The 19,034-nt window shown below is 35.5% G+C and carries 21 protein-coding genes; 7 read left to right on the top strand and 14 right to left on the bottom strand.

The features are described 5' to 3' along the window. Nucleotides 1-20: 20 nt before the first annotated feature. Entirely contained in the window at nucleotides 21-1,415 is a 1,395-nt protein-coding gene (locus DCS95_RS10515; protein ID WP_116770726.1) for a M20/M25/M40 family metallo-hydrolase, read from the bottom strand. Beyond that, a complete protein-coding gene (locus tag DCS95_RS10510; protein WP_116770725.1) occupies nucleotides 1,387-2,268 on the bottom strand; it encodes a PPK2 family polyphosphate kinase in 882 nt (293 codons plus the stop codon). The genes DCS95_RS10515 and DCS95_RS10510 overlap by 29 nt, the downstream gene beginning before the upstream one ends. 183 nt (nucleotides 2,269-2,451) lie before the next feature. Here DCS95_RS10510 and DCS95_RS10505 point away from each other — a divergent pair, with 183 nt between their 5' ends. Then, complete coding sequence (locus DCS95_RS10505; protein WP_116770724.1) at nucleotides 2,452-3,150, top strand: hypothetical protein; 699 nt, start codon at nucleotides 2,452-2,454, stop codon at nucleotides 3,148-3,150. A gap of 4 nt (nucleotides 3,151-3,154) precedes the next feature. Here the strand turns inward: DCS95_RS10505 and DCS95_RS10500 are convergent, their stop codons facing one another. The 10 genes from DCS95_RS10500 to DCS95_RS10455 form a co-directional block, all read right to left on the bottom strand. Continuing rightward, nucleotides 3,155-4,318, bottom strand: a complete 1,164-nt coding sequence (locus DCS95_RS10500; RefSeq protein WP_116770723.1) for a sigma-54-dependent transcriptional regulator — start codon at nucleotides 4,316-4,318, stop codon at nucleotides 3,155-3,157. Nucleotides 4,319-4,327: 9 nt separating this feature from the next. Continuing rightward, nucleotides 4,328-5,212 (bottom strand): DUF6268 family outer membrane beta-barrel protein, encoded by an 885-nt coding sequence (locus tag DCS95_RS10495; protein ID WP_116770722.1) that lies wholly within the window; start codon nucleotides 5,210-5,212, stop codon nucleotides 4,328-4,330. Then, entirely contained in the window at nucleotides 5,199-6,131 is a 933-nt protein-coding gene (locus DCS95_RS10490) for a mechanosensitive ion channel family protein (RefSeq protein WP_116770721.1), read from the bottom strand. The genes DCS95_RS10495 and DCS95_RS10490 overlap by 14 nt, the downstream gene beginning before the upstream one ends. After that, entirely contained in the window at nucleotides 6,131-7,477 is a 1,347-nt protein-coding gene (locus DCS95_RS10485) for an ABC transporter permease (protein ID WP_116770720.1), read from the bottom strand. Before DCS95_RS10485 ends, DCS95_RS10490 begins: the two co-directional genes overlap by 1 nt. After that, nucleotides 7,470-8,408: an ABC transporter ATP-binding protein gene (locus tag DCS95_RS10480; protein ID WP_116770719.1), complete on the bottom strand. Its 939-nt coding sequence runs from the start codon at nucleotides 8,406-8,408 to the stop codon at nucleotides 7,470-7,472. Before DCS95_RS10480 ends, DCS95_RS10485 begins: the two co-directional genes overlap by 8 nt. Before the next feature lie 233 nt (nucleotides 8,409-8,641). Continuing rightward, complete coding sequence (gene dnaJ, locus DCS95_RS10475; RefSeq protein ID WP_116770718.1) at nucleotides 8,642-9,760, bottom strand: molecular chaperone DnaJ; 1,119 nt, start codon at nucleotides 9,758-9,760, stop codon at nucleotides 8,642-8,644. 9 nt (nucleotides 9,761-9,769) lie between these two features. Then, nucleotides 9,770-10,333: a nucleotide exchange factor GrpE gene (locus DCS95_RS10470; protein WP_116770717.1), complete on the bottom strand. Its 564-nt coding sequence runs from the start codon at nucleotides 10,331-10,333 to the stop codon at nucleotides 9,770-9,772. Between the two features lie 137 nt (nucleotides 10,334-10,470). Continuing rightward, on the bottom strand, nucleotides 10,471-11,433 hold the full coding sequence (locus DCS95_RS10465) for a TIGR01777 family oxidoreductase (RefSeq protein WP_116770716.1): 963 nt from the start codon (nucleotides 11,431-11,433) through the stop codon (nucleotides 10,471-10,473). A gap of 113 nt (nucleotides 11,434-11,546) precedes the next feature. Then, a complete protein-coding gene (gene mnmC2, locus DCS95_RS10460) occupies nucleotides 11,547-12,209 on the bottom strand; it encodes a tRNA (5-methylaminomethyl-2-thiouridine)(34)-methyltransferase MnmC2 (protein WP_116770715.1) in 663 nt (220 codons plus the stop codon). Continuing rightward, nucleotides 12,210-12,689 (bottom strand): DUF4920 domain-containing protein, encoded by a 480-nt coding sequence (locus DCS95_RS10455; protein ID WP_116770714.1) that lies wholly within the window; start codon nucleotides 12,687-12,689, stop codon nucleotides 12,210-12,212. A gap of 108 nt (nucleotides 12,690-12,797) precedes the next feature. Between DCS95_RS10455 and DCS95_RS10450 the strand changes: the two genes are divergently transcribed. Then, nucleotides 12,798-13,868, top strand: coding sequence for a branched-chain amino acid aminotransferase (locus DCS95_RS10450; RefSeq protein WP_116770713.1), 1,071 nt, complete (start codon nucleotides 12,798-12,800; stop codon nucleotides 13,866-13,868). Between the two features lie 35 nt (nucleotides 13,869-13,903). Here DCS95_RS10450 and DCS95_RS10445 read toward each other — a convergent pair whose 3' ends face one another. Next, the gene (locus DCS95_RS10445; RefSeq protein WP_116770712.1) at nucleotides 13,904-14,290 is read right to left on the bottom strand and encodes a pyrophosphohydrolase domain-containing protein; all 387 of its coding nucleotides are present in this window, start codon (nucleotides 14,288-14,290) and stop codon (nucleotides 13,904-13,906) included. A 353-nt stretch (nucleotides 14,291-14,643) separates the two neighbouring features. On the opposite strand from DCS95_RS10445, the gene DCS95_RS20245 reads away from it, so the two are divergent. The 5 genes from DCS95_RS20245 (at nucleotide 14,644) to DCS95_RS10420 (ending at nucleotide 18,228) form a co-directional block, all read left to right on the top strand. Then, the gene (locus tag DCS95_RS20245; protein ID WP_159303338.1) at nucleotides 14,644-14,823 is read left to right on the top strand and encodes a hypothetical protein; all 180 of its coding nucleotides are present in this window, start codon (nucleotides 14,644-14,646) and stop codon (nucleotides 14,821-14,823) included. A gap of 18 nt (nucleotides 14,824-14,841) precedes the next feature. Then, the gene (gene crcB / locus DCS95_RS10435) at nucleotides 14,842-15,213 is read left to right on the top strand and encodes a fluoride efflux transporter CrcB (protein WP_116770710.1); all 372 of its coding nucleotides are present in this window, start codon (nucleotides 14,842-14,844) and stop codon (nucleotides 15,211-15,213) included. A 291-nt stretch (nucleotides 15,214-15,504) separates the two neighbouring features. Beyond that, nucleotides 15,505-15,843, top strand: a complete 339-nt coding sequence (locus DCS95_RS10430) for a P-II family nitrogen regulator (protein WP_116770943.1) — start codon at nucleotides 15,505-15,507, stop codon at nucleotides 15,841-15,843. A 31-nt stretch (nucleotides 15,844-15,874) separates the two neighbouring features. Continuing rightward, on the top strand, nucleotides 15,875-17,113 hold the full coding sequence (locus DCS95_RS10425) for an ammonium transporter (protein WP_116770709.1): 1,239 nt from the start codon (nucleotides 15,875-15,877) through the stop codon (nucleotides 17,111-17,113). Nucleotides 17,114-17,214: 101 nt separating this feature from the next. After that, on the top strand, nucleotides 17,215-18,228 hold the full coding sequence (locus DCS95_RS10420) for an outer membrane beta-barrel protein (RefSeq protein WP_116770942.1): 1,014 nt from the start codon (nucleotides 17,215-17,217) through the stop codon (nucleotides 18,226-18,228). An 83-nt stretch (nucleotides 18,229-18,311) separates the two neighbouring features. Here the strand turns inward: DCS95_RS10420 and DCS95_RS10415 are convergent, their stop codons facing one another. Then, nucleotides 18,312-18,956 carry a DUF1684 domain-containing protein gene (locus DCS95_RS10415; RefSeq protein ID WP_116770708.1) on the bottom strand — a complete coding sequence of 215 codons (645 nt, stop codon included), beginning with the start codon at nucleotides 18,954-18,956 and terminating at the stop codon, nucleotides 18,312-18,314. Nucleotides 18,957-19,034 lie beyond the last annotated feature (78 nt).

Raw genomic sequence — 19,034 nt, 5'->3', positions numbered from 1 at the left:
ACTCCTTCTGTAACCAGATACTAAAATCCGTTAGAATCTACCAAATAAACTAAACTTGCCATAGTAGCGGCACCTAATTGCAGTTCTCTTCTGTTCACATGTTCAAACGTGTCATTTTCCGCATGGTGATGGTCAAAATAACGCTGAGAATCTGGTCTTAGACCCGCCATTACCATTCCATCTTTTTTCAGCGGACCAATGTCTGCACCTGCAAAGCCTTTTTCAAAATAGTGAACCAAGTATGGTTTGAACAAATTTTTCCAAGTCAACACTTTTTCAAAATCCTCTTGCGAACTATCAAAAGTAAAGCCCCTAGGAGTAAAACCTCCCGAATCACTTTCTAATGCAAATATGTGTTTCTCATTTTTTGAGATGGCAACTTCTGCATATTTATTGCCACCTCGCAGTCCATTTTCTTCATTCATAAAAAGAACAACCCTAACAGTACGTTTAGGCTTGTAGCCCGTTTTTTTGAAAAGATTGAGCACCTCCATACTTTGTACACAGCCCGCACCATCATCGTGAGAGCCATCACCAAGATCCCATGAATCTAGGTGTCCGCCAACAACAATAATTTCATCGGGTTTTTCAGAACCTTTAATTTCAGCAATAACATTATAAGATTCCACGTCTTTAAACAGTTTACAATTCTGCTTAAAGTAGAAATTTATATCAGGATTCAATTTTAAGGAAGTACTCAACAGTTCGGCTCCATTTGTACTTATCGCAGCTGCGGGAATTCTTTCAGATTCTGGTTGATCACCATAACTCATAGATCCCGTATGCGGATAAATATCCAATCTTAGATTCATTGAACGCACGATTACACCTAAAGCACCATATTTAGAAGCTTCCAATGCTCCGGCATATCGTTGATCGACACAGCCAGAATATGCGGTAAATGTATTAATTTGAGTAGCATCCATCGGTCTATTGAAAAAAACAATTTTTCCTTCTATTTGATCTTTGCCCAATGTAGACAACTGTTCAATTCCATCAACTTCAATAATTTTTGCTTTTACACCAGTTGAAGGTGTTGCAACAGATCCACCCAATGCACATATTGCTACATTTGTGGTACTACCAGGTGTCGTCTCAAAATAAGCAAACTCAGGAGTTCCCCTAACCCATTTAGGTACCATAACCGGTTGTAACCATACTTTGTCCACACCTAAAGAATCTAACTGGGCTTTTGTGTAATCAACAGCTTGTTGTGCTTGTACCGAACCAGATAATCTACCGCCAATTTGATTGGATAAATAATTTAACCAATCATAGCCTTTACCTTCGGTTAGCGCCAAATCGTACATCTTTTTGATTTGAACCTCATCTTTACTCTGTGACCTGCCCACAGACAAACAAGCGATTATGAATAATACCGCTAGTTTATTGCTCACTTTGTAGTTGTTCTTCATAGCTGTCTAAATTAGCCATTATTTTTTCGCTTAACATTGGCTCCCTAATATCTTTGTATTTTTTTAACGATTGTAATAAAATAGATGCAACGATTACACGTGTTGCCTTTTTATTATCTGCGGGTATCGCAAACCAAGGTGCATGATCATGAGTAGTTTTACTGATCGCCTCTTCATAACAATCTTGATACACCGACCATAATTTTCGTTCTTTTAAATCGCCAGGAGAAAATTTCCAGTGTTTTTCTTTTATAGCTAGTCTTCTCAATAGTCGTTGTCTCTGTTCTTCTTTTGATAAGTTTAAGAAAAACTTAAAAATCAGTGTTCCGTTTTCGGCTAAATGCCTTTCAAAATCATTGATCTGCTCAAACCTTTTGTCCCAAAATTTTTGATCAATATCATCTACCGAATGTATACCTGGAATATGCTCATTTAAAATGTACTCTGGATGCACCCGAGTTACAAGAACATTTTCATAATGCGTTCTATTGAACACCCCAAATTTACCTTTAGCGGGCAAGACCAAATAATGACGCCAAAGGTAGTTGTGACTCAATTCCAATTCTGTCGGTACTTTAAAACTATGCACCTCTACCCCACTAACATTAAAATCTTTGAATACTTCACGAATAAGACTATCCTTTCCAGCGGTATCCATACCCTGTAAACAAACCAAAATACTATATTTACCGTGGGCATAAATAGTATCTTGAAACTCACCAAGCTCTCTCCTAATTTTTGATAAATCTTTTTTCAGTTCTTTATCCGATTTATTAAAATTTTCAAAGGTCTCATTTTCAGATATTTTAAAATCTTTAGTAGCTCTATATTTTTCTATGTTTATATTATTCATACTGAAATATAAAATATTATGGCAACGAATACTAATAATTAAGAAAACTGATAAAATCTAATTTTAACACATTCCGTTTAACCTGATTGAATGGTATTGTATCGAAAATAATATTTTCAGCAGGGTAAAGCGTTTAAATTTAACCCTGTAAGGTCCCAAACCTTATACCTAAAAAACCTACTTATGAAGAAAAATATCTGTTTTTTCTGCACTGTTGTGCTATTTTCTTTATCCTCGTTTGCTACAAATGTGGAATGCGAATATGCCAACTCTAATATGGGTTATGCAAAATCTCAGCTTACCGCAGCATTACAAACACAAGATATTAACCAAGCAAGGTTTTATGCTTATAAAGCTTTGAATGCCTTAGAAAAGTCTAAAGCGCAGTTAAATAATTGTGGCTGTAAGTCTGCAAAAACAACTTTATATGAGAATATTGAGATTTTAACGCTTGCCACAAGGTCAACAACATTAGAAGGTACCATTAGTTACTTAAACGAATCTATAACACTTACCAACAATACCATTACAGTATTGGAGTCTCACGATACTCACCATAGTGCTTATTCAGATGATGCCCTATCTATTAATACAACTACATCATCTACAAGTACCCATACTGATAAGATGGCAAAAAAAGGCAAAAGCCTTTTTGAAACCATAGACAGCTCACTCGAGAAATATAGAATTTCACTTGATAGGGTTGTTGAAAGTGTAGATTGTAAAGAGGCCACTGCCTTTGCAACTAAAATTTATGAAGAATGCGAAGCACAATTATTAAACCCTAATATTACCGAAGGAAGCAAATATTACAATTTACGCACCAAGGAAATTACCCAAGAAGCTTTAAACAAAATTGGAAACTGTTCTGCCACTAAATAGAACCTTATTTACTAGCAAACAATTTTACATCATCTTCTGAAACCTCTTGACCCCCTAAAATTATAAGACGTTCAACTACGTTTCTAAGTTCACGTATATTTCCTGTCCAATCATAAGCTTTTAGTAAATCAATCGCTTTGCTTGAAAAGCTCTTGCCCGCCATGCCTTGCTCTTCCGCTATTTTCTTGGTGAAGTGCTCAATTAATAAAGGTATATCATCTCTTCTATCATTTAAACTTGGCACTTGTATAAGAATAACCGCTAGTCTATGATATAAGTCTTCCCTGAAATTACCTTCTTCTATCTCCTTTTTTAAGTCTTTATTGGTTGCCGCAATTACACGCACATCTACTTTAATGTCCTTATCTGTTCCTACGCGAGAGATTTTACTTTCTTGTAACGCCCTCAATACTTTTGCCTGTGCAGACAGACTCATATCACCTATCTCATCTAAGAAGATGGTACCTTTATTTGCAGCTTCAAACTTACCTGCCCTATCTTTCACGGCAGATGTAAAAGCCCCTTTTACATGTCCAAAAAGCTCACTTTCTATTAGCTCAGAAGGTATAGCCGCACAATTTACTTCAATAAAAGGTGCCGAACTTCTAGCGCTTTTTTCATGTAACCAATGCGCTACTAATTCTTTACCCGTACCATTTGAACCAGTAATTAGAACACGTGCATCTGTTGGTGCAACTTTTTCGATCATTTCTTTTATGGTGTTTATTTCACCACTTTCACCGATCATCTCATAATTCTTACTCACCTTTTTCTTCAGTTTTTTATTCTCGACTACCAAGACTTTTCGGTCTAAGGCGTTTCTAACGGTGGTAAGTAACCTATTTAAATCTGGCGGTTTTGATATGTAATCGAAAGCACCTAATCTCATTGTATTTACAGCAGTGTCTAAATCTCCATGACCAGATATCATGATGAACGGAATTTCTGGCTTTATTTTTCTAGCGGCCTCCAATACTTCCACACCATCCATTTTTGGCATCTTAATATCACAAAGCACTAAATCATAGTCATTGTTCTTTATGGTTTCTATACCCTTTAATCCGTCTTCTGCTTCCTCTACTGAATAGGACTCGCTTTCTTCAGACAAAATTTTGACCAATACCCTTCTAATTGCCGCTTCATCTTCTATTACTAATATTTTTGACATAACTGCTTTTTAAATTCCTATTCTAATTCCTGTTCTAAAATAAAGTCCCGCTGCATCGTTCAACGTAAAAATGTCTTCTCTTTCTATGTTTCTTAATGCGCTATTCTGATAAATAGATCTACCACCTATAAAGTAAACGGACATATCCTTAGTTATTTTATACTGATAACCTAATGTCAATAATAATGCCGTAGACGATACATCTGTAGACAAATTATTACCAGGTAACAATATATCATTTTGAATATTGACGTAATATCCATCTAAAAAAATCTCCGTTTGAAAAAAGTGTCCCTTTTTGGTAAAAAACTTCATGCCAGATTTTGGAGCACCCAATACGTAAGACCACTTGGGGTGAAATCGTTTTTCAAAGTAAACAAATGGCAATGGAACATCTATAGGAGATGTGCCATTATATGATATACCCATTACAAGCATATAAGGTTTTTCTATATCTTTTACATTTTTATACGCACCAACCGTGTAGTTCATGTTAAAATCATCGTCTTGTAATTCCTCAACAAAATTTGAAGACCAACGTGGCGTTACAACTCCTATAAGATTCCATTTTTCACTTAACTTATATAAATAAGCGAAGTTGACATCTAAAACATGAAATTTACTCAAATCCCCAGAATCTGGAAACAAATCATCGGGCACCTCAAAATTGTACCTATTATACTCTGCCCCCACAACCACGTAATCCTTTTTATCACGGACTGCTATTGGAACATTGAGAACTAACTTTATACGAGAAGTTTCAACCTCGCCACTATTCTCGGGCATTAGCATGTACTCCATTCTAAAGACATCTGGTGTTTGAGAAAAAATTGATTCTACAATCAACATCATTACACACAGAAACGGAAGGAAAGCATTCTTATGCTTTTTCATTACTGTCCGTATTTAATACATTGCTATGTTGAAAAGGTGCCTGTTGGTACAAATGAACATCTCTTTGTGGAAAAGGAATAGAAATGTTATGCTTTCTAAACTCAGCATCTATCTTATACCTTATTTCACTTTTTATTTTAGGGTCGGTAAAACTATCTGATATGTAAAAGTTGACGGCAAAAACAAGTGCAGAATCCCCAAAGTCCTCAAAAATAACAAAGGGCTTAGGGCTTTTTAATATACTTCTTTGTGACTTTACCACATCTAATAATATCTTAGTCACCAGGTCAACGTCACTACCGTAAGCTACACCAATACGAACCAATTCTCTGGTGGTTTTATGGTTTTGAGTATAATTATAAACTATATCGCTAATAAATTTATGATTAGGTATAATTATCACTTTATCATCTCTAGTGATCGCTCTTGTAGTTCGTAATTTAATTTCAAAAACTTTACCTACTTTATCATCAATTTCAATTATATCGCCAACTCTTAAAGACTTGTCAACAATGATAAAAACACCTCCTATAATGTCTTGAAAAATTTCTTGTAAAGCCAGCCCCAGACCTACAAACAATGCAGCCGATGCCGTTATGAGAATAGTAATATCTATACCGGCGGCACTCATGGTAAAAAGAATAACCACTACATAGACCAAATACTTAATAAATTTGAAAATACTGATAAACTTAAGCTTATCATCTACTTCCATTTTTCTGGTAAAAAATCTACGTATTGCTTGTAATATGGTACTGGTAAGCAAGAAGGCTACCGTAAGTAATAAAAGTAAACCTACGGTGATATGAATTGATTTTTCTCCTTCACCAAAATGATAACCCAGATCTAAAAATTTCTTTATTGTACCCCAGACATCATCTTCAATTATCTCCTTAATTTTTTCTGTACCTTCCTGCATTATGACGAATATTTAAGCCACTTATACAATTCTTTATAGCTAGGTTTTTTACCATACATTAATATTCCTACTCGGTAGATTTTTGCCGCTACCCATACTATACCTATAAAAGTACCTATTAAAATTAAAATAGATGTAATCAATTGCCATAATGGTACGCCACCTTCACCAATACCCCAAGGCAAACGCATTAACATAACTATTGGTGAGGTTAGCGGAAATAGTGAAAAAGCCACTGCAATAGGTCCGTTAGGATTACTAAATACAGAAAAGAATCCCACATAAATAGCCAACATCAACGGAAGTATTACTGGAAAGATAAATTGCTGGGTATCTGTCTCATTATCTACGGCAGCTCCAATAGCCGCGTAAATAGAGCTATAAATTAAATACCCCAGAACGAAATAAATAATAAAAAATACCAACATAGCTATAATGGGAATCTCAAATATTTCTTGTGCATATAACTGCACATTTTGAGTTAGCGAATCAACATTTACATTTGTACCACCTACCATACCAGGCGCTACTGCTCCGCCTTTGGTTAAACTAGCGGGATCAATATCAAAAATTGCCAAACCAACCACCAGTAAAATCCCACCAGAAATAATCCATATTCCAAATTGAGTTATACCTGCCAATGAGGTACCAATAATTTTACCCATCATTAAATGGAATGGCTTAACCGATGAAATAATGACTTCGATTATTCTACTGGTTTTTTCTTCAATGACACTCCTCATGACAAATCCGCCATAAATAATAATGAACATCATTATAAGGTAGCCAAATGCTCCGCCTATGATAGCTTTTATTTCATTGATGCCCTTTACATTCTGTGTACCATCGAAGGTTTCTATATTAATGGCGTAATCACGATCCATTTCCGCATATTCCTTTGGAGACACACCCAACTCACGCAATCTTTCTTGCCGTAGCCTACTATTAATAGAAGACTCCAATTTATCAAGTACTGTAGAGCTAGGAGCATCTTGGCTATAGAAAAAAGCTCTTTTCGCTACCTTCTCTAGGTTCGATTCTTTAGGCAAATAAATAAGTCCGTAAAAACCCAAACTCAAGGTAGAATCCTTTGCCTCTTCTAATGAAATATCAGAGAAATTTATGTAAGAAGTAGCTTCAGATGTTACAAATTCGTTGGCAAAGTATCCACTCTCATTTAATACCCCAATCACCTTTTTGTCATTGTCGTTCAATTGGGTTAGATATGCAATCAACAATATCATACCCACCATTAAAAAGGGACTCAAAAAGGTCATAACCACAAAAGACTTATTACGTACTTTGGCTATGTATTCTCTTTTAATTATTAGTGGCAATTTATTCATGATCGATATTTTTGTTCTGAATAGTTTTTATAAAAATATCGTTTGCAGAAGGTATAGTTTCTTTAAACTCATTAACGTTTGCCCTTGTACCTAGAAATGATAAAATTTCCCTTGACTCATTGGAAGGCAATTGTACCTCTAAATTCAACTGATTTTCCAAATCATCATAATGTTGGGTAAGAATCTGAAATTTATCTTTCATTTCATTTATCAATAGTTCTTGATTATCGGTTTCTAAACCTATTTTAAAAATATTGTTTTTATAGGCTTTTTTAATATCGGACAGTTTACCGTCCAATATTTTTTCCGATTTATGAATTAAGGCAATATGCTCGCACAATTCTTCTACCGATTCCATTCTGTGTGTTGAAAATATGATCGAAGTTCCTTTATCTTTTAAGCTTAAGATCTGCTCTTTGATAATGTTGGCATTTATAGGGTCAAAACCACTAAACGGTTCATCAAAAATCAACAATTTAGGTTCGTGAAGTACCGTTACCACAAACTGTATTTTTTGAGCCATGCCCTTAGAAAGTTCTTGTATTTTTTTGTTCCACCAGTCGCCGATCTCCAACCTTTCAAACCAATACTTTAAACGCTTTTTCGCTTCTGCTTTAGAAAGACCTTTTAGTTGCGCAAGATACAGTGCTTGCTCACCAACCTTCATACTTTTATAAAGACCGCGTTCTTCTGGTAAATACCCAATTTGGGCAATATGTTCGGTCTTTAAGAGTTCACCATCAAAATACACAGAACCTTGATCAGGAAAAGTTATTTGATTAATGATACGGATCAATGTAGTCTTACCTGCACCGTTCGGCCCCAATAAACCGTATATACTATTTTTAGGAATTTCTAGGGAAACGTTCTTTAATGCCGTATGGCTCCCAAACTGTTTGGTGACATCATTAGCGACCAAAATGTGACTCATGTACTCAATTTCTACAAAGATATTGAAATGTTTTGACCTGCTGTACTCTTTATGATTATACCAAAAACAATTCTATGGTAAATAGTAGAGAAAACTAGGTGCCTAAAAAAGCAAAACCCACCCTCGATGAATCAAGGATGGGAAAAAAATTGCTATGAAAAAGAAAATTAATATTGGTTGCCCAATATTATCTCAAATATACGTTTTTTATTTAATAACCAAATAATTCGCAATTAAGAGAACATATCTTTAACTTTTTCAAAAAAGGACTTATCCGATTTCTCTGGTTTAGGCTCAAAATTATCGTTGCCCTGCATTTTCTCAAAGAATTCTTTTTGCTCTTTATTCAATTCTTTAGGTGTCCAAACATTTACATGTACCAAAATATCACCGGCACCATAACCGTTTAAGCTGGTAATACCTTTACCTCTTAATCTTAAAATCTTACCAGATTGTATACCAGGTTCTAATTTAATGCGCACCTTGCCACCCACAGCATCTATTTCTTTGGATGTACCCAGTACGGCATCTGAAATACTTATATAAAGATCGTAGTGTAAATTATCACCTTCTCTTTTTAAGGTACTATGCTCTTGTGTTTCAATGGCTACCAACAAATCGCCCGGTACTCCGTTACCAGGAGCATCGTTACCTTTATTCGGCACTTTTAACTGCATACCTTCCTCTACACCGGCAGGTATATTAATAGAAACAGTCTCTTCTGCAACCTTTAGCCCCTGTGCATCTGCATCACCAGGTTTACCATCTAAAATTTGACCACTACCTCCACAAGTACTACAAACCGCTGCGGTTTGCATTCTACCTAAAATAGTATTCTGAATTTTGGTAACCTGTCCTCTTCCGTTACAGGTAGTACACGTTTTATAGGTAACGCCCTCTGCCTGTACTTTTCTTTTTACTTTGACTTTTTTCTCAACACCGTTGGCAACTTCTTCCAAGGTCAAGGAAACCCTAATGCGCAGGTTACTTCCTTTCACCCTTCTTTGACCGCCACCGCCGCCAAAACCGCCAAAGCCGCCGCCTCCGAAAGCACCGCCAAAAATATCACCAAATTGGCTGAAGATATCATCCATATTCATACCGCCGCCACCGAAACCACCGGCACCGCCTTCAAAAGCAGCATGACCAAATTGATCATAACGAGCTTTCTTATCTGGATCGCTAAGCACCTCATATGCTTCGGCAGATTTTTTAAACTTCTCTTCAGCAGTACTGTCACCAGGGTTTTTATCTGGGTGAAATTGTAATGCTTTCTTACGGTAAGCCTTCTTTATCTCTGCAGCAGTAGCGTTTTTACTAATGCCCAATACTTCATAATAATCTTCCTTCATTCCAATTATTTAATTTCCTACTACTACTTTTGGATGCCTAATGATACGGTCTCCCAACTTAAATCCTTTTTCGATAACATCTATGACCTTACCTTTCATTTTTTTATCGGGTGCAGGTATTTGAGTAATGGCCTCATGTATTTCTGCATCAAAAACATCACCTGCATTAACTTCTACCATTTCTAAGCCTTTAGCCTTCAAAGTCTCTCTAAACTTAACATTGATCAACTCAACTCCTTTAAAAACCTCCTTATCATCAGATTTAGCCAATTCTTTCATTGCTCTGTCAAAATCATCCAAAACGGGCAATAATGAAACTATAACCTCTTGACCTGCCGTTTTAAAAAGCTCCATACGTTCTTTAGAAGTACGCCTTTTATAGTTTTCAAATTCGGCAAATAATCTTAAAAATTTATCTTTCTCTTTTGCAAGCTCTTCACTTAGCCTCTCTTCTACAGATTTTTCTTCCTCCACATCTTCCTTTTCAGCCTCTATATTCTGATCTTGTGCATCGCCTTCCAAAAGCTCGTCTTCCAAGAATTCTTCGTCTAAAGTGTTTTCTTTATCACTCATAATTAATTGTAATTTAAATCGCTGTTTAAAAGCAGGCAAAAGTACTGCCAATTCTTTAAAAATGTCAAAATGTCACAAAAGAATAAAAAAAAATCCGCCAAAAGCGGATAATTTATCTAGGTAAGAATCTATTTTATTTATGAAACAAATTGTTTTGTCACATTACTTTTGTCATCAACGCATTTTGTACTCGTATCATATATATTACCAAGAGCCTGGCAAATATTCACATATTTAAATACAAAGCCTTCTTCTTCTATTTTCTTACTACTAACACGCTGGCTGGCAAATAAAATATAAGCCATTTTACCCAACACGGTATACATTACAAATTTTGGAACATTTGGCATAAACAAAGGTTGCTCTAATGCCTTTGCTATCTCTTTGACCATTTTGGCATTGGTAACCGGGTTTGGAGCCACGCCATTATACACTCCTTTTAATTTATACTGGGCGATATGAACAAATATTCTTGCCAAATCTACTACGTGAATCCAAGATTGCCATTGTTCTCCAGTACCAAACGGAGACCCAACATAATATTTAATCGGTTTTGCCATTTCTGGCAACGCACCACCTTCTTTAGACATTACCAAACCTATTCTAACTTTGGCAACGGTTAACCCTAAAGATTTAAATTCATTGGCTTTTTTTTCCCAAAGGTTTACAACTTCGCCTAAAAAACTATCATCGACCTTGGTTTCTTCCTCCGTATAATAATTACTTAAGGAATCTGGATAAACACCAATAGCAGAGGCAGACACCAAAGATTTAACGGTATGCCCCTCAATCTTTAGAAGTGTCTTTTTAAGTAGATCAAGGGTATTGACCCTACTATCAATAATTTCTTTTTTATAACTTCTCGTCCATCTTTTAGAAATACTTGAACCAGCTAAATTTATTATGACAGAAACACCATCTAAACACTTAGGATCTATTTCTCCTTTTGATGGATTCCAATAGTAACCTTTATGGTTTACTTCTGAAACAATTTTATTTTTTCGTGTAGTAAGGTAATTAACAGCATAACCCTTTTCATGGCATTGAGATACCAACTCGCTACCTACTAAACCCGTTGCACCTGTTATCAATACTTTCATGGAATAAAGATATTGCTTTTGACGCTCGTAGATATGCAATTTAATTTCGATTTAACATTGTCGCCAATCTTATTGACCTACAACGCGTTAAAGTTATATTAATGCTTAAATAACTATGTTTTTTTTGCTCGAAGCATTTCTCTTTTTCCTGGGGGACCCGGTAATCGTTCTACCAAAAAACCAACCTCAAGCATTGCTCTTCTAACACTGCCTTTTGCTGCATAAGTAACTAAATAGCCACCACTTTTTACAGCGTTGAACATAATTTGAAAAATTTCAACCGTCCATAGTTCGGGTTGTACCCGTGCACCAAATGCATCAAAATAGACCAAATCAAAAGCATTTATCACATCGATGTCCTTGAATAACTTTTGCTCTTTAGTAAGATTAAAATCTGGAGTTAGAGCAACAACTTCTTCCCATGGCGATGCATGCATAACCCTAAAATTATTTTCTAGCGCTTGTGCATTGAGTTGTTCCAAATAGTTTAATTGAACTAGCTCATCGTTAGAAACCGGATAAGCCTCTACCCCAGTATAATTGACCTTTAAGTTTCTTTTCTGGAACTCGATTAAAGTAATCAAGGCATTTAAGCCGGTACCAAAACCAATTTCAAGAATATCTATAGTTTGATTTTTGTACAAATCTAAACCTGAGTGAATAAAGACATGATAAGCCTCTTGAATAGCACCATGCTTTGAATGATACTGCTCTTGCCAATCTTTAATCTGGATGGTTGTAGAACCATCGGCCGTTGTAATAATTTCCCTTTCCAATTAATTGGGTACTAAAACTCCAGAAGCCTCAAAACTATAAGTTCTTTTTGGAGTTGTTATCTGTGCTATCTCTTGGGCCGTTTTACCACCATCTTTAGCATAATGTCTTTGATCATCTACACTCATTTCTTCAACAAAGGCCAATCCGTTCAAAACAACTTCTTTCTCCAGAATATCGGCAGGCATAAAAAAACCGTAATCCTTAAAACGTACCATCGCTTGATTACCTTCTGACAATTCAACAATCATCCAACAGCCCTTTACCTTACAAACTTCTTTCACCTTAGTTTTAAACTGAAGGTTCAAAGAATCTGAAACCGGCATGGCCGCAAATTGTTTCATTACCTCTTTCTTATCACTTAAAGAAGTGATTTCGAACTCATCACCATAGAATTGTGACGAATTGACATTAGTATTTTGCTGTGAAAAGCATGAAAAAAAGCCAAACAAAAAGACAAGTAATATGTTAAATCCTTTCATAAATCTCAAAAATGTTGATATACCTGCAAAACTGATCATTTTTCAACTAAAAAAGAAGGCCTAGTAGGGATATTTGTTTAATTTTATTCAACTAAAGTTACGTATTTCATGAGTATTGCAACGAAAGATATTATAATAGAAAAGGTTAAAAATTCAAAAATTGACCAAGTAGATTTTGACAATTTAGCCTTTGGGTCTGTATTTACCGATCATATGTTGGTCTGTACATATAAAAATGGAGCATGGGAAACTCCAACAATTACACCATACCAACCCATTACACTAGATCCTTCAGCTAAGATTTTCCATTACGGACAATCAATTTTTGAAGGAATGAAAGCTTATAAAGACAAGAACAATGACGTCTTTTTATTTAGACCGTTAGACAACCATAAGCGTTTAAACATTTCTGCAGCAAGAATGTGCATACCACAAATTCCAGAAGATTACTTTATGGAAGGTTTAACAACACTGCTAAATTTAGACAAGGATTTTATACCTACCAAAGATGGGGGATCACTTTATATTAGACCGTTTATGTTCGCTTCAGGGAATGGATTTCATGCCTCGCCTGCCAATGAATATAAATTCATCATTGCTTGTGCGCCCTCTGGTGCTTACTTCTCTGGCAAGGTAAAGGTTCTTATCGAAGAAAAATATTCTAGATCTGCCAATGGCGGTGTGGGTTATGCTAAGGCAGGTGGTAATTATGCAGGTCAGTTTTACCCTACCCAATTAGCCATTGAAAAAGGATATAATCAAGTAATATGGACAGATGACACCAGCCATGAGTATATAGAAGAAGCTGGTGCAATGAACATTTTCATAAGAATTAATGACACACTATTAACCGGCCCAACCAGTGACCGTATATTAGACGGTATCACTAGAAAGAGTATTTTGGAAATTGCCAAAGACCAAGGCATTAAGACCGAGGTTAGAAAAATTACGGTAAAAGAAGTTGTTGCCGCCGCAAAAGACGGTTCTCTAAAAGAAATGTTCGGCGCAGGTACCGCTGCCGTTATTTCACCTATTGCCGGCTTTGGCTATAGAGACACTGATTATGACTTACCAGAACTTGAAAACAGTTTTGGTGAACGCTTAAAGAAAATAATTACAGATATTCAGTACAATAAATCTGAAGATAAATTTGGATGGCGCTACCAAGTAAAATCTTAACAAAAACAATTAAGGGGGCAAATTGCCCCCCCTTTTTATTTACTTAAAATCTCATCTATATTAGGTTTAAAGTAATTAGGACCTTTTAAAACCTTACCGTCTTCACGATAAATAGGCTTACCATCTTCGCACAGCTTACTCATATTACTACGCTGTATTTCATTGAACACCTCTTCAATCTTATATTGCATACCATGTTCTAATATAGTACCACACAATATATATAACATATCGCCAAGGGCATCTGCCACTTCAACCAAATCATTATTTTGGGCAGCCTCTAAATATTCCTTGTTTTCTTCATCCATTAGATTAAAACGCAACATATTTTTTGCTGCACCCAAATCTGCAATCATTTTCTCAGAAACACCTAGACCAAAAGAATTATGAAATTCCTTAACCGCATTGATTTTGTTTTTCATCTTTAATTTATCGTTTTAGGTTAGCTTTGCGTAAAAATATTAAAATATGTTTAGCACCGGACAAATCATTTTTGCAATCCTATTTGCAGTGGTTTTTGCCATCATAATCATCATTTCTTACAGAAAAGATCTAGAATTTCATCGCAAAAACTTTAAGGGTGTTAAATGGATCGGTATTTCCTTTGCACTTTTCTTGATTTTGCTGCTCTTTATAAAGTTTTTCCTAAAAGAATAGTTAATTTTTTTCCTACACCACAAAAATTAACGTTTTCACAACAAAACGGCCAATATCCTCGTTTAATATACCAAATACCGTAATTTTGCGTTATTCATCTATAAAGGTGCAATAAATTATGATGACATTTCTTACAATTTTTTTAGTGCTAGTAGGTATCAACGTTGCATTGGTCGCAGTTAGCTTAATAAGTGTTTCTCAAAAATCGAAAACATCTGCTCAAAAGCTATCTAAAAAACCAACTTCTGTTATCTATCCATTAGATTTACTTACCACCAGCTACAAGAAAGCAGTTTAGTTTTTACCTTTATAAGGTATGAAACAAATTTTACTGGTTTTCTTAGGAGGAGGTTTAGGTAGCATATTAAGATATTTAATATCAAAAAACCTTAACGCCTACTATTCAAATTTCTACTTAGGTACATTTCTCGTTAATATTATCGGTTGTTTAATTATTGGTATCCTTATAGGTCTCTCTTTAAAGAACAATTACATTTCAGAAAATCAAACATTATTATTGGCCACCGGATTTTGCGGAGGCTTTACTACTTTCTCCACTTTTGCTTTGGAAAGCAATATTCTTTTTAAAGAATCTTCTCTTCTACAAATGTCACTATACATGGGTATGAGTGTGGCAGTTGGAATTTTAGCGATCTCTTTAGGTCTTTGGATCTGCAGAATGTTATAGAACTAACATTCAACATACACTATTTTATTTTTATACATTTTTTCAGGTATTTACCGATTTATTAAACAATCGTTAGATAATTATGCATTTTCCTGCCGATTATTCGACGATAAACCTAAAATCGTCTTTTCCAATTCTCGATATCATCAAAATATTCATTCATAAATAGCATAACCCTAAAAATTAGGGGGTATAATTTAAGATACTGATAAAAATTAGCGATGATCCCCTAATATTTTTAGGGTGTGAATGTTTTTAACATATATTTGGCAATATCAAAAACTTATTCAAATGAAAAAAATCGAGGCAATTATTAGAAAATCAAAATTTGACGAAGTCAAAGAAGCGTTGCACAGTATTGAAGTTAATTTCTTCAGTTACTGGGATGTAACAGGTGTTGGTAACGAAAAAGAAGGTCACGTATACCGTGGTATATCTTATAGTACTACTGATATTCAGCGTAGATACTTAACAATAGTAGTATCTGATGACTTTCTTGAAAAAACGGTGAGCAAAATTCTTGAAGCCGCATACTCTGGAAATGTTGGAGATGGTAAAATATTTGTTTCTGAAGTCCTTCAAGCATACAGAATTAGAACTAAGGAAGACGGTTTAGCCGGTATTAACTAAATAAAAAATAACTAACTAAAAACTAAACGAAATGGACGCAGGATTATTTACAGCAAATAACGTATGGATGATGTTGGCTACCGCATTGGTATTCTTCATGCATACAGGTTTTGCCTTTTTAGAAATTGGCTTAACAAGACAAAAAAATACAATTAACATATTATTTAAAAACATATTCATTATTACCGGAGGTCTACTTCTTTATTACGCATGGGGTTTCAATTTAATGTACCCAGGTTTTGAAGATGGAGATATGGGCTTGTTAAAATTTGCAGGTTTTGGTATTGATGCCCCTGAAGGCGGTATGACGCCTGATTATTCAGATGGTGGTTATACATGGTGGACAGATTTCCTTTTTCAAGGAATGTTTGCGGCAACAGCAGCTACAATTGTATCTGGTGCAGTAGCAGAACGTATGAAAATTGGAGCTTTCATGATATTTACAGTAATCTATGTTGGTTTGGTATACCCTATAGTAGGTGCTTGGAAATGGGGCGGCGGATTCTTGGATTCTTGGGGATTCTATGATTTTGCAGGTTCTACATTAGTACACTCAGTTGGTGGATGGGCTGCTTTGGTAGCAATATACCTTTTAGGTTCAAGAATTGGAAAATTCGGTAAAGACGGTAAGCCAAACGCAATACCAGGTCACAGTATACCAATGGCAACCGCCGGTGTATTAATACTATGGTTAGGCTGGTTCGGTTTTAACGGTGGTTCAGTATTATCTGCCGATCCAGAATTAACATCTTTAGTATTGGTTACAACTAGTTTAGCTGCCGCAGCAGGTGGTTTTGGAGCAATGATCACCTCTACTATTCTTTATAAGAACTTAGATTTGACAATGTTCTTAAACGGTATTCTTGGTGGCTTAGTAGGTATTACTGCAGGAGCTGATTTAATGTCTCCTAACGAAGCTGTTATCATTGGTTTCATAGCAGGTATCATTATAGTAGGTGGTGTTGCTTTGGTTGATAAATTAAAATTAGATGACCCTGTTGGTGCAGTAGCGGTTCACTTGATCTGTGGTATCTGGGGAACATTGGTTGTAGGTATCTTCGGTAGCATGGCTAGTGGAGCTCAGTTCATGACGCAATTATACGGTGTATTGATCGTAGGTGGGTTCTGTATTGTTACTTCTGGTATCATCTTAGGTGTACTTAAAGCTACTATAGGTCTTAGAGTTTCTAAAGAAGAAGAAGTTGAAGGTTTAGATCTTCATGAGCACGGAATGGATGCTTATGCCGATTTCAGAATGAACCAACACTAAAAAAAATACGGAGCGTTTTGCAGAACGCTCCGTTACATAACCTTTTCAATAAATAAATTTCTCAAAATTAATTCATCCCAATGGGGATTAAATCAAAACTTATGAAAACGATTATAAATACAAAATACGTAAAAAATATTTTTGCAACAGGTCTTATGCTTTTTGCAGCTGCCGGTGTGGTAGCTCAAGAAGATGAAGAAGAGAAAAAAGTAAGCATTAGCGGATCTGTAGATGCATACTACCAAACAAATTTAAGCGCTTCAGATGCTACACCTCAATCATTTGGTAGTTCATTTGCAAATGAACTAGGTTTCGCACTAGGTATGGCAAATATTATTGCCGCTTACGAAGGAGAATCAACAGGTGTAGTTGCAGATGTTGTTTTTGGACCTAGAGGCGATGATGCAGTTGGTGGTTACAACCTTAATCAATTATATGCTTACTGGAACGTATCTGATGCTACTACTTTAACAATGGGTAGATTCAATACATACTTAGGGTACGAAGTAATTTCTCCTGTAGGTAACTTTAACTACAGCACATCTTACTTGTTCTCTAGTGGACCTTTTTCTCATGTTGGTTTAAAAGCAGATTTCGCACTTTCTGATGATTTCAGCTTAATGTTGGCTATTATGAACGTAACTGACACGAACAACAACCTAACCGGTGCTTACTCTGCAGGAGCTCAATTAGGTTATGCAGGTCAGTACTTAAACCTTTACTATGATGGTGGAGAGGCATTAGGATTCGAAATTGACTATACAGGTGGTTTTGATCTTTCTGATGAGTTCTTCTTAGGAATAAATGCTGCTTATGCAGACAATGATGGCGAAGGCTTTTCTGGTGTAGCTCTATACCCACAATACGCAACATCAGATGACTTTTCTATTGGTTTAAGAGGTGAGTATTTCACAGTAATGTCTGATTTAGTAGATGACGACCCAAGTGTACTTGCATTAACATTAACAGGTAGCTACTCAGTAGACAACTTGATCATTAAGCCAGAAATTAGATTAGATTCTTGGGGTAGCGATGTAGAGCCTTACTTTGATGCAGATGGTGCAGCTTCTAAAAGCTTATCTTCTTTCTTAGTAGCAGCCATCTACTCTTTCTAATTGTTGATATAATTAATGGTTGATTTTATAGTTTAAGTTTTAAAACCTCGGCAATACCTGCCGAGGTTTTTTATTTTCATCGATTAATGTTCAAAAGCTTTTACCCCTACCCTAATTTCAGTGTCCAGATGATTCACCTTGGGTACAATTGGGCAACTAAACTTTTTGTTGTAGGCACAATACGGATTATAGGCTTTATTAAAATCTAAAACAATTGTACTGCCATTCGGTATTCTTAAATCTAAATACCTTCCACCACCATAAGTTTCTTCCCCATTGGTTTTATCGGTAAAAGGTAAAAACAAATAATCTTCATATTTGTCTTGGGTAATTAACTCTGGAGATTGATAAATTTCCAATTCATGTTCTTTACCATTTAAAGTAAACTTGGCAATACCATATACAACTTCTGTTGACTCTCGCCCTGTGGTAGTTGGCATAGAAAAAGGCAGTGCATCCGGAGTTCTTATCAACTTTGCCTCAACAATATAATTAGTATCAGGGGCAAAGAAATTCAATGTTTCAAAATCAATTCTAAACCTATCTGCTAAAGGAGAAGTTTCAGGGTTTTTGAATTCAGCGTTCAGTTCTTCCTGAAAAAGTAAAATATCCGCTAATTTATCTGACTTAGTTATTGATTTTATATCAGGTTTTGCATCATGATACTTTTTCTCTTGTCCGCATGAAACAACTATACACAACAATAATCCTATTATACTTATTCTCATTTCTCTACTTTTACACATCAAAAATACAATATAATCATTGTAAGTTTTTCACTTATCATTGTACTTTAGAAGTCGAAA

The sequence above is a fragment of the Maribacter litoralis genome (genome assembly GCF_003075045.1).
Lineage (GTDB): Bacteria > Bacteroidota > Bacteroidia > Flavobacteriales > Flavobacteriaceae > Maribacter > Maribacter litoralis.
This window is presented reverse-complemented; position numbering and strand designations above follow the sequence as displayed.

Excerpts from the sequence above, each read along its gene's own strand:
- DCS95_RS10480 (WP_116770719.1), bottom strand. The coding sequence starts at position 8,408 with ATGAGTCACATTTTGGTCGCTAATGATGTCACCAAACAGTTTGGGAGC.
- DCS95_RS20245 (WP_159303338.1), top strand. The coding sequence starts at position 14,644 with ATGATGACATTTCTTACAATTTTTTTAGTGCTAGTAGGTATCAACGTT.
- DCS95_RS10415 (WP_116770708.1), bottom strand. The coding sequence starts at position 18,956 with ATGAGAATAAGTATAATAGGATTATTGTTGTGTATAGTTGTTTCATGC.
- dnaJ (WP_116770718.1), bottom strand. The coding sequence starts at position 9,760 with ATGAAGGAAGATTATTATGAAGTATTGGGCATTAGTAAAAACGCTACT.
- DCS95_RS10430 (WP_116770943.1), top strand. The coding sequence starts at position 15,505 with ATGAAAAAAATCGAGGCAATTATTAGAAAATCAAAATTTGACGAAGTC.
- DCS95_RS10425 (WP_116770709.1), top strand. The coding sequence starts at position 15,875 with ATGGACGCAGGATTATTTACAGCAAATAACGTATGGATGATGTTGGCT.
- crcB (WP_116770710.1), top strand. The coding sequence starts at position 14,842 with ATGAAACAAATTTTACTGGTTTTCTTAGGAGGAGGTTTAGGTAGCATA.
- DCS95_RS10495 (WP_116770722.1), bottom strand. The coding sequence starts at position 5,212 with ATGAAAAAGCATAAGAATGCTTTCCTTCCGTTTCTGTGTGTAATGATG.
- DCS95_RS10515 (WP_116770726.1), bottom strand. The coding sequence starts at position 1,415 with ATGAAGAACAACTACAAAGTGAGCAATAAACTAGCGGTATTATTCATA.
- DCS95_RS10420 (WP_116770942.1), top strand. The coding sequence starts at position 17,215 with ATGAAAACGATTATAAATACAAAATACGTAAAAAATATTTTTGCAACA.
- DCS95_RS10510 (WP_116770725.1), bottom strand. The coding sequence starts at position 2,268 with ATGAATAATATAAACATAGAAAAATATAGAGCTACTAAAGATTTTAAA.
- DCS95_RS10445 (WP_116770712.1), bottom strand. The coding sequence starts at position 14,290 with ATGAAAAACAAAATCAATGCGGTTAAGGAATTTCATAATTCTTTTGGT.
- DCS95_RS10455 (WP_116770714.1), bottom strand. The coding sequence starts at position 12,689 with ATGAAAGGATTTAACATATTACTTGTCTTTTTGTTTGGCTTTTTTTCA.
- DCS95_RS10465 (WP_116770716.1), bottom strand. The coding sequence starts at position 11,433 with ATGAAAGTATTGATAACAGGTGCAACGGGTTTAGTAGGTAGCGAGTTG.
- DCS95_RS10500 (WP_116770723.1), bottom strand. The coding sequence starts at position 4,318 with ATGTCAAAAATATTAGTAATAGAAGATGAAGCGGCAATTAGAAGGGTA.
- DCS95_RS10490 (WP_116770721.1), bottom strand. The coding sequence starts at position 6,131 with ATGCAGGAAGGTACAGAAAAAATTAAGGAGATAATTGAAGATGATGTC.
- DCS95_RS10470 (WP_116770717.1), bottom strand. The coding sequence starts at position 10,333 with ATGAGTGATAAAGAAAACACTTTAGACGAAGAATTCTTGGAAGACGAG.
- DCS95_RS10505 (WP_116770724.1), top strand. The coding sequence starts at position 2,452 with ATGAAGAAAAATATCTGTTTTTTCTGCACTGTTGTGCTATTTTCTTTA.
- DCS95_RS10485 (WP_116770720.1), bottom strand. The coding sequence starts at position 7,477 with ATGAATAAATTGCCACTAATAATTAAAAGAGAATACATAGCCAAAGTA.
- DCS95_RS10450 (WP_116770713.1), top strand. The coding sequence starts at position 12,798 with ATGAGTATTGCAACGAAAGATATTATAATAGAAAAGGTTAAAAATTCA.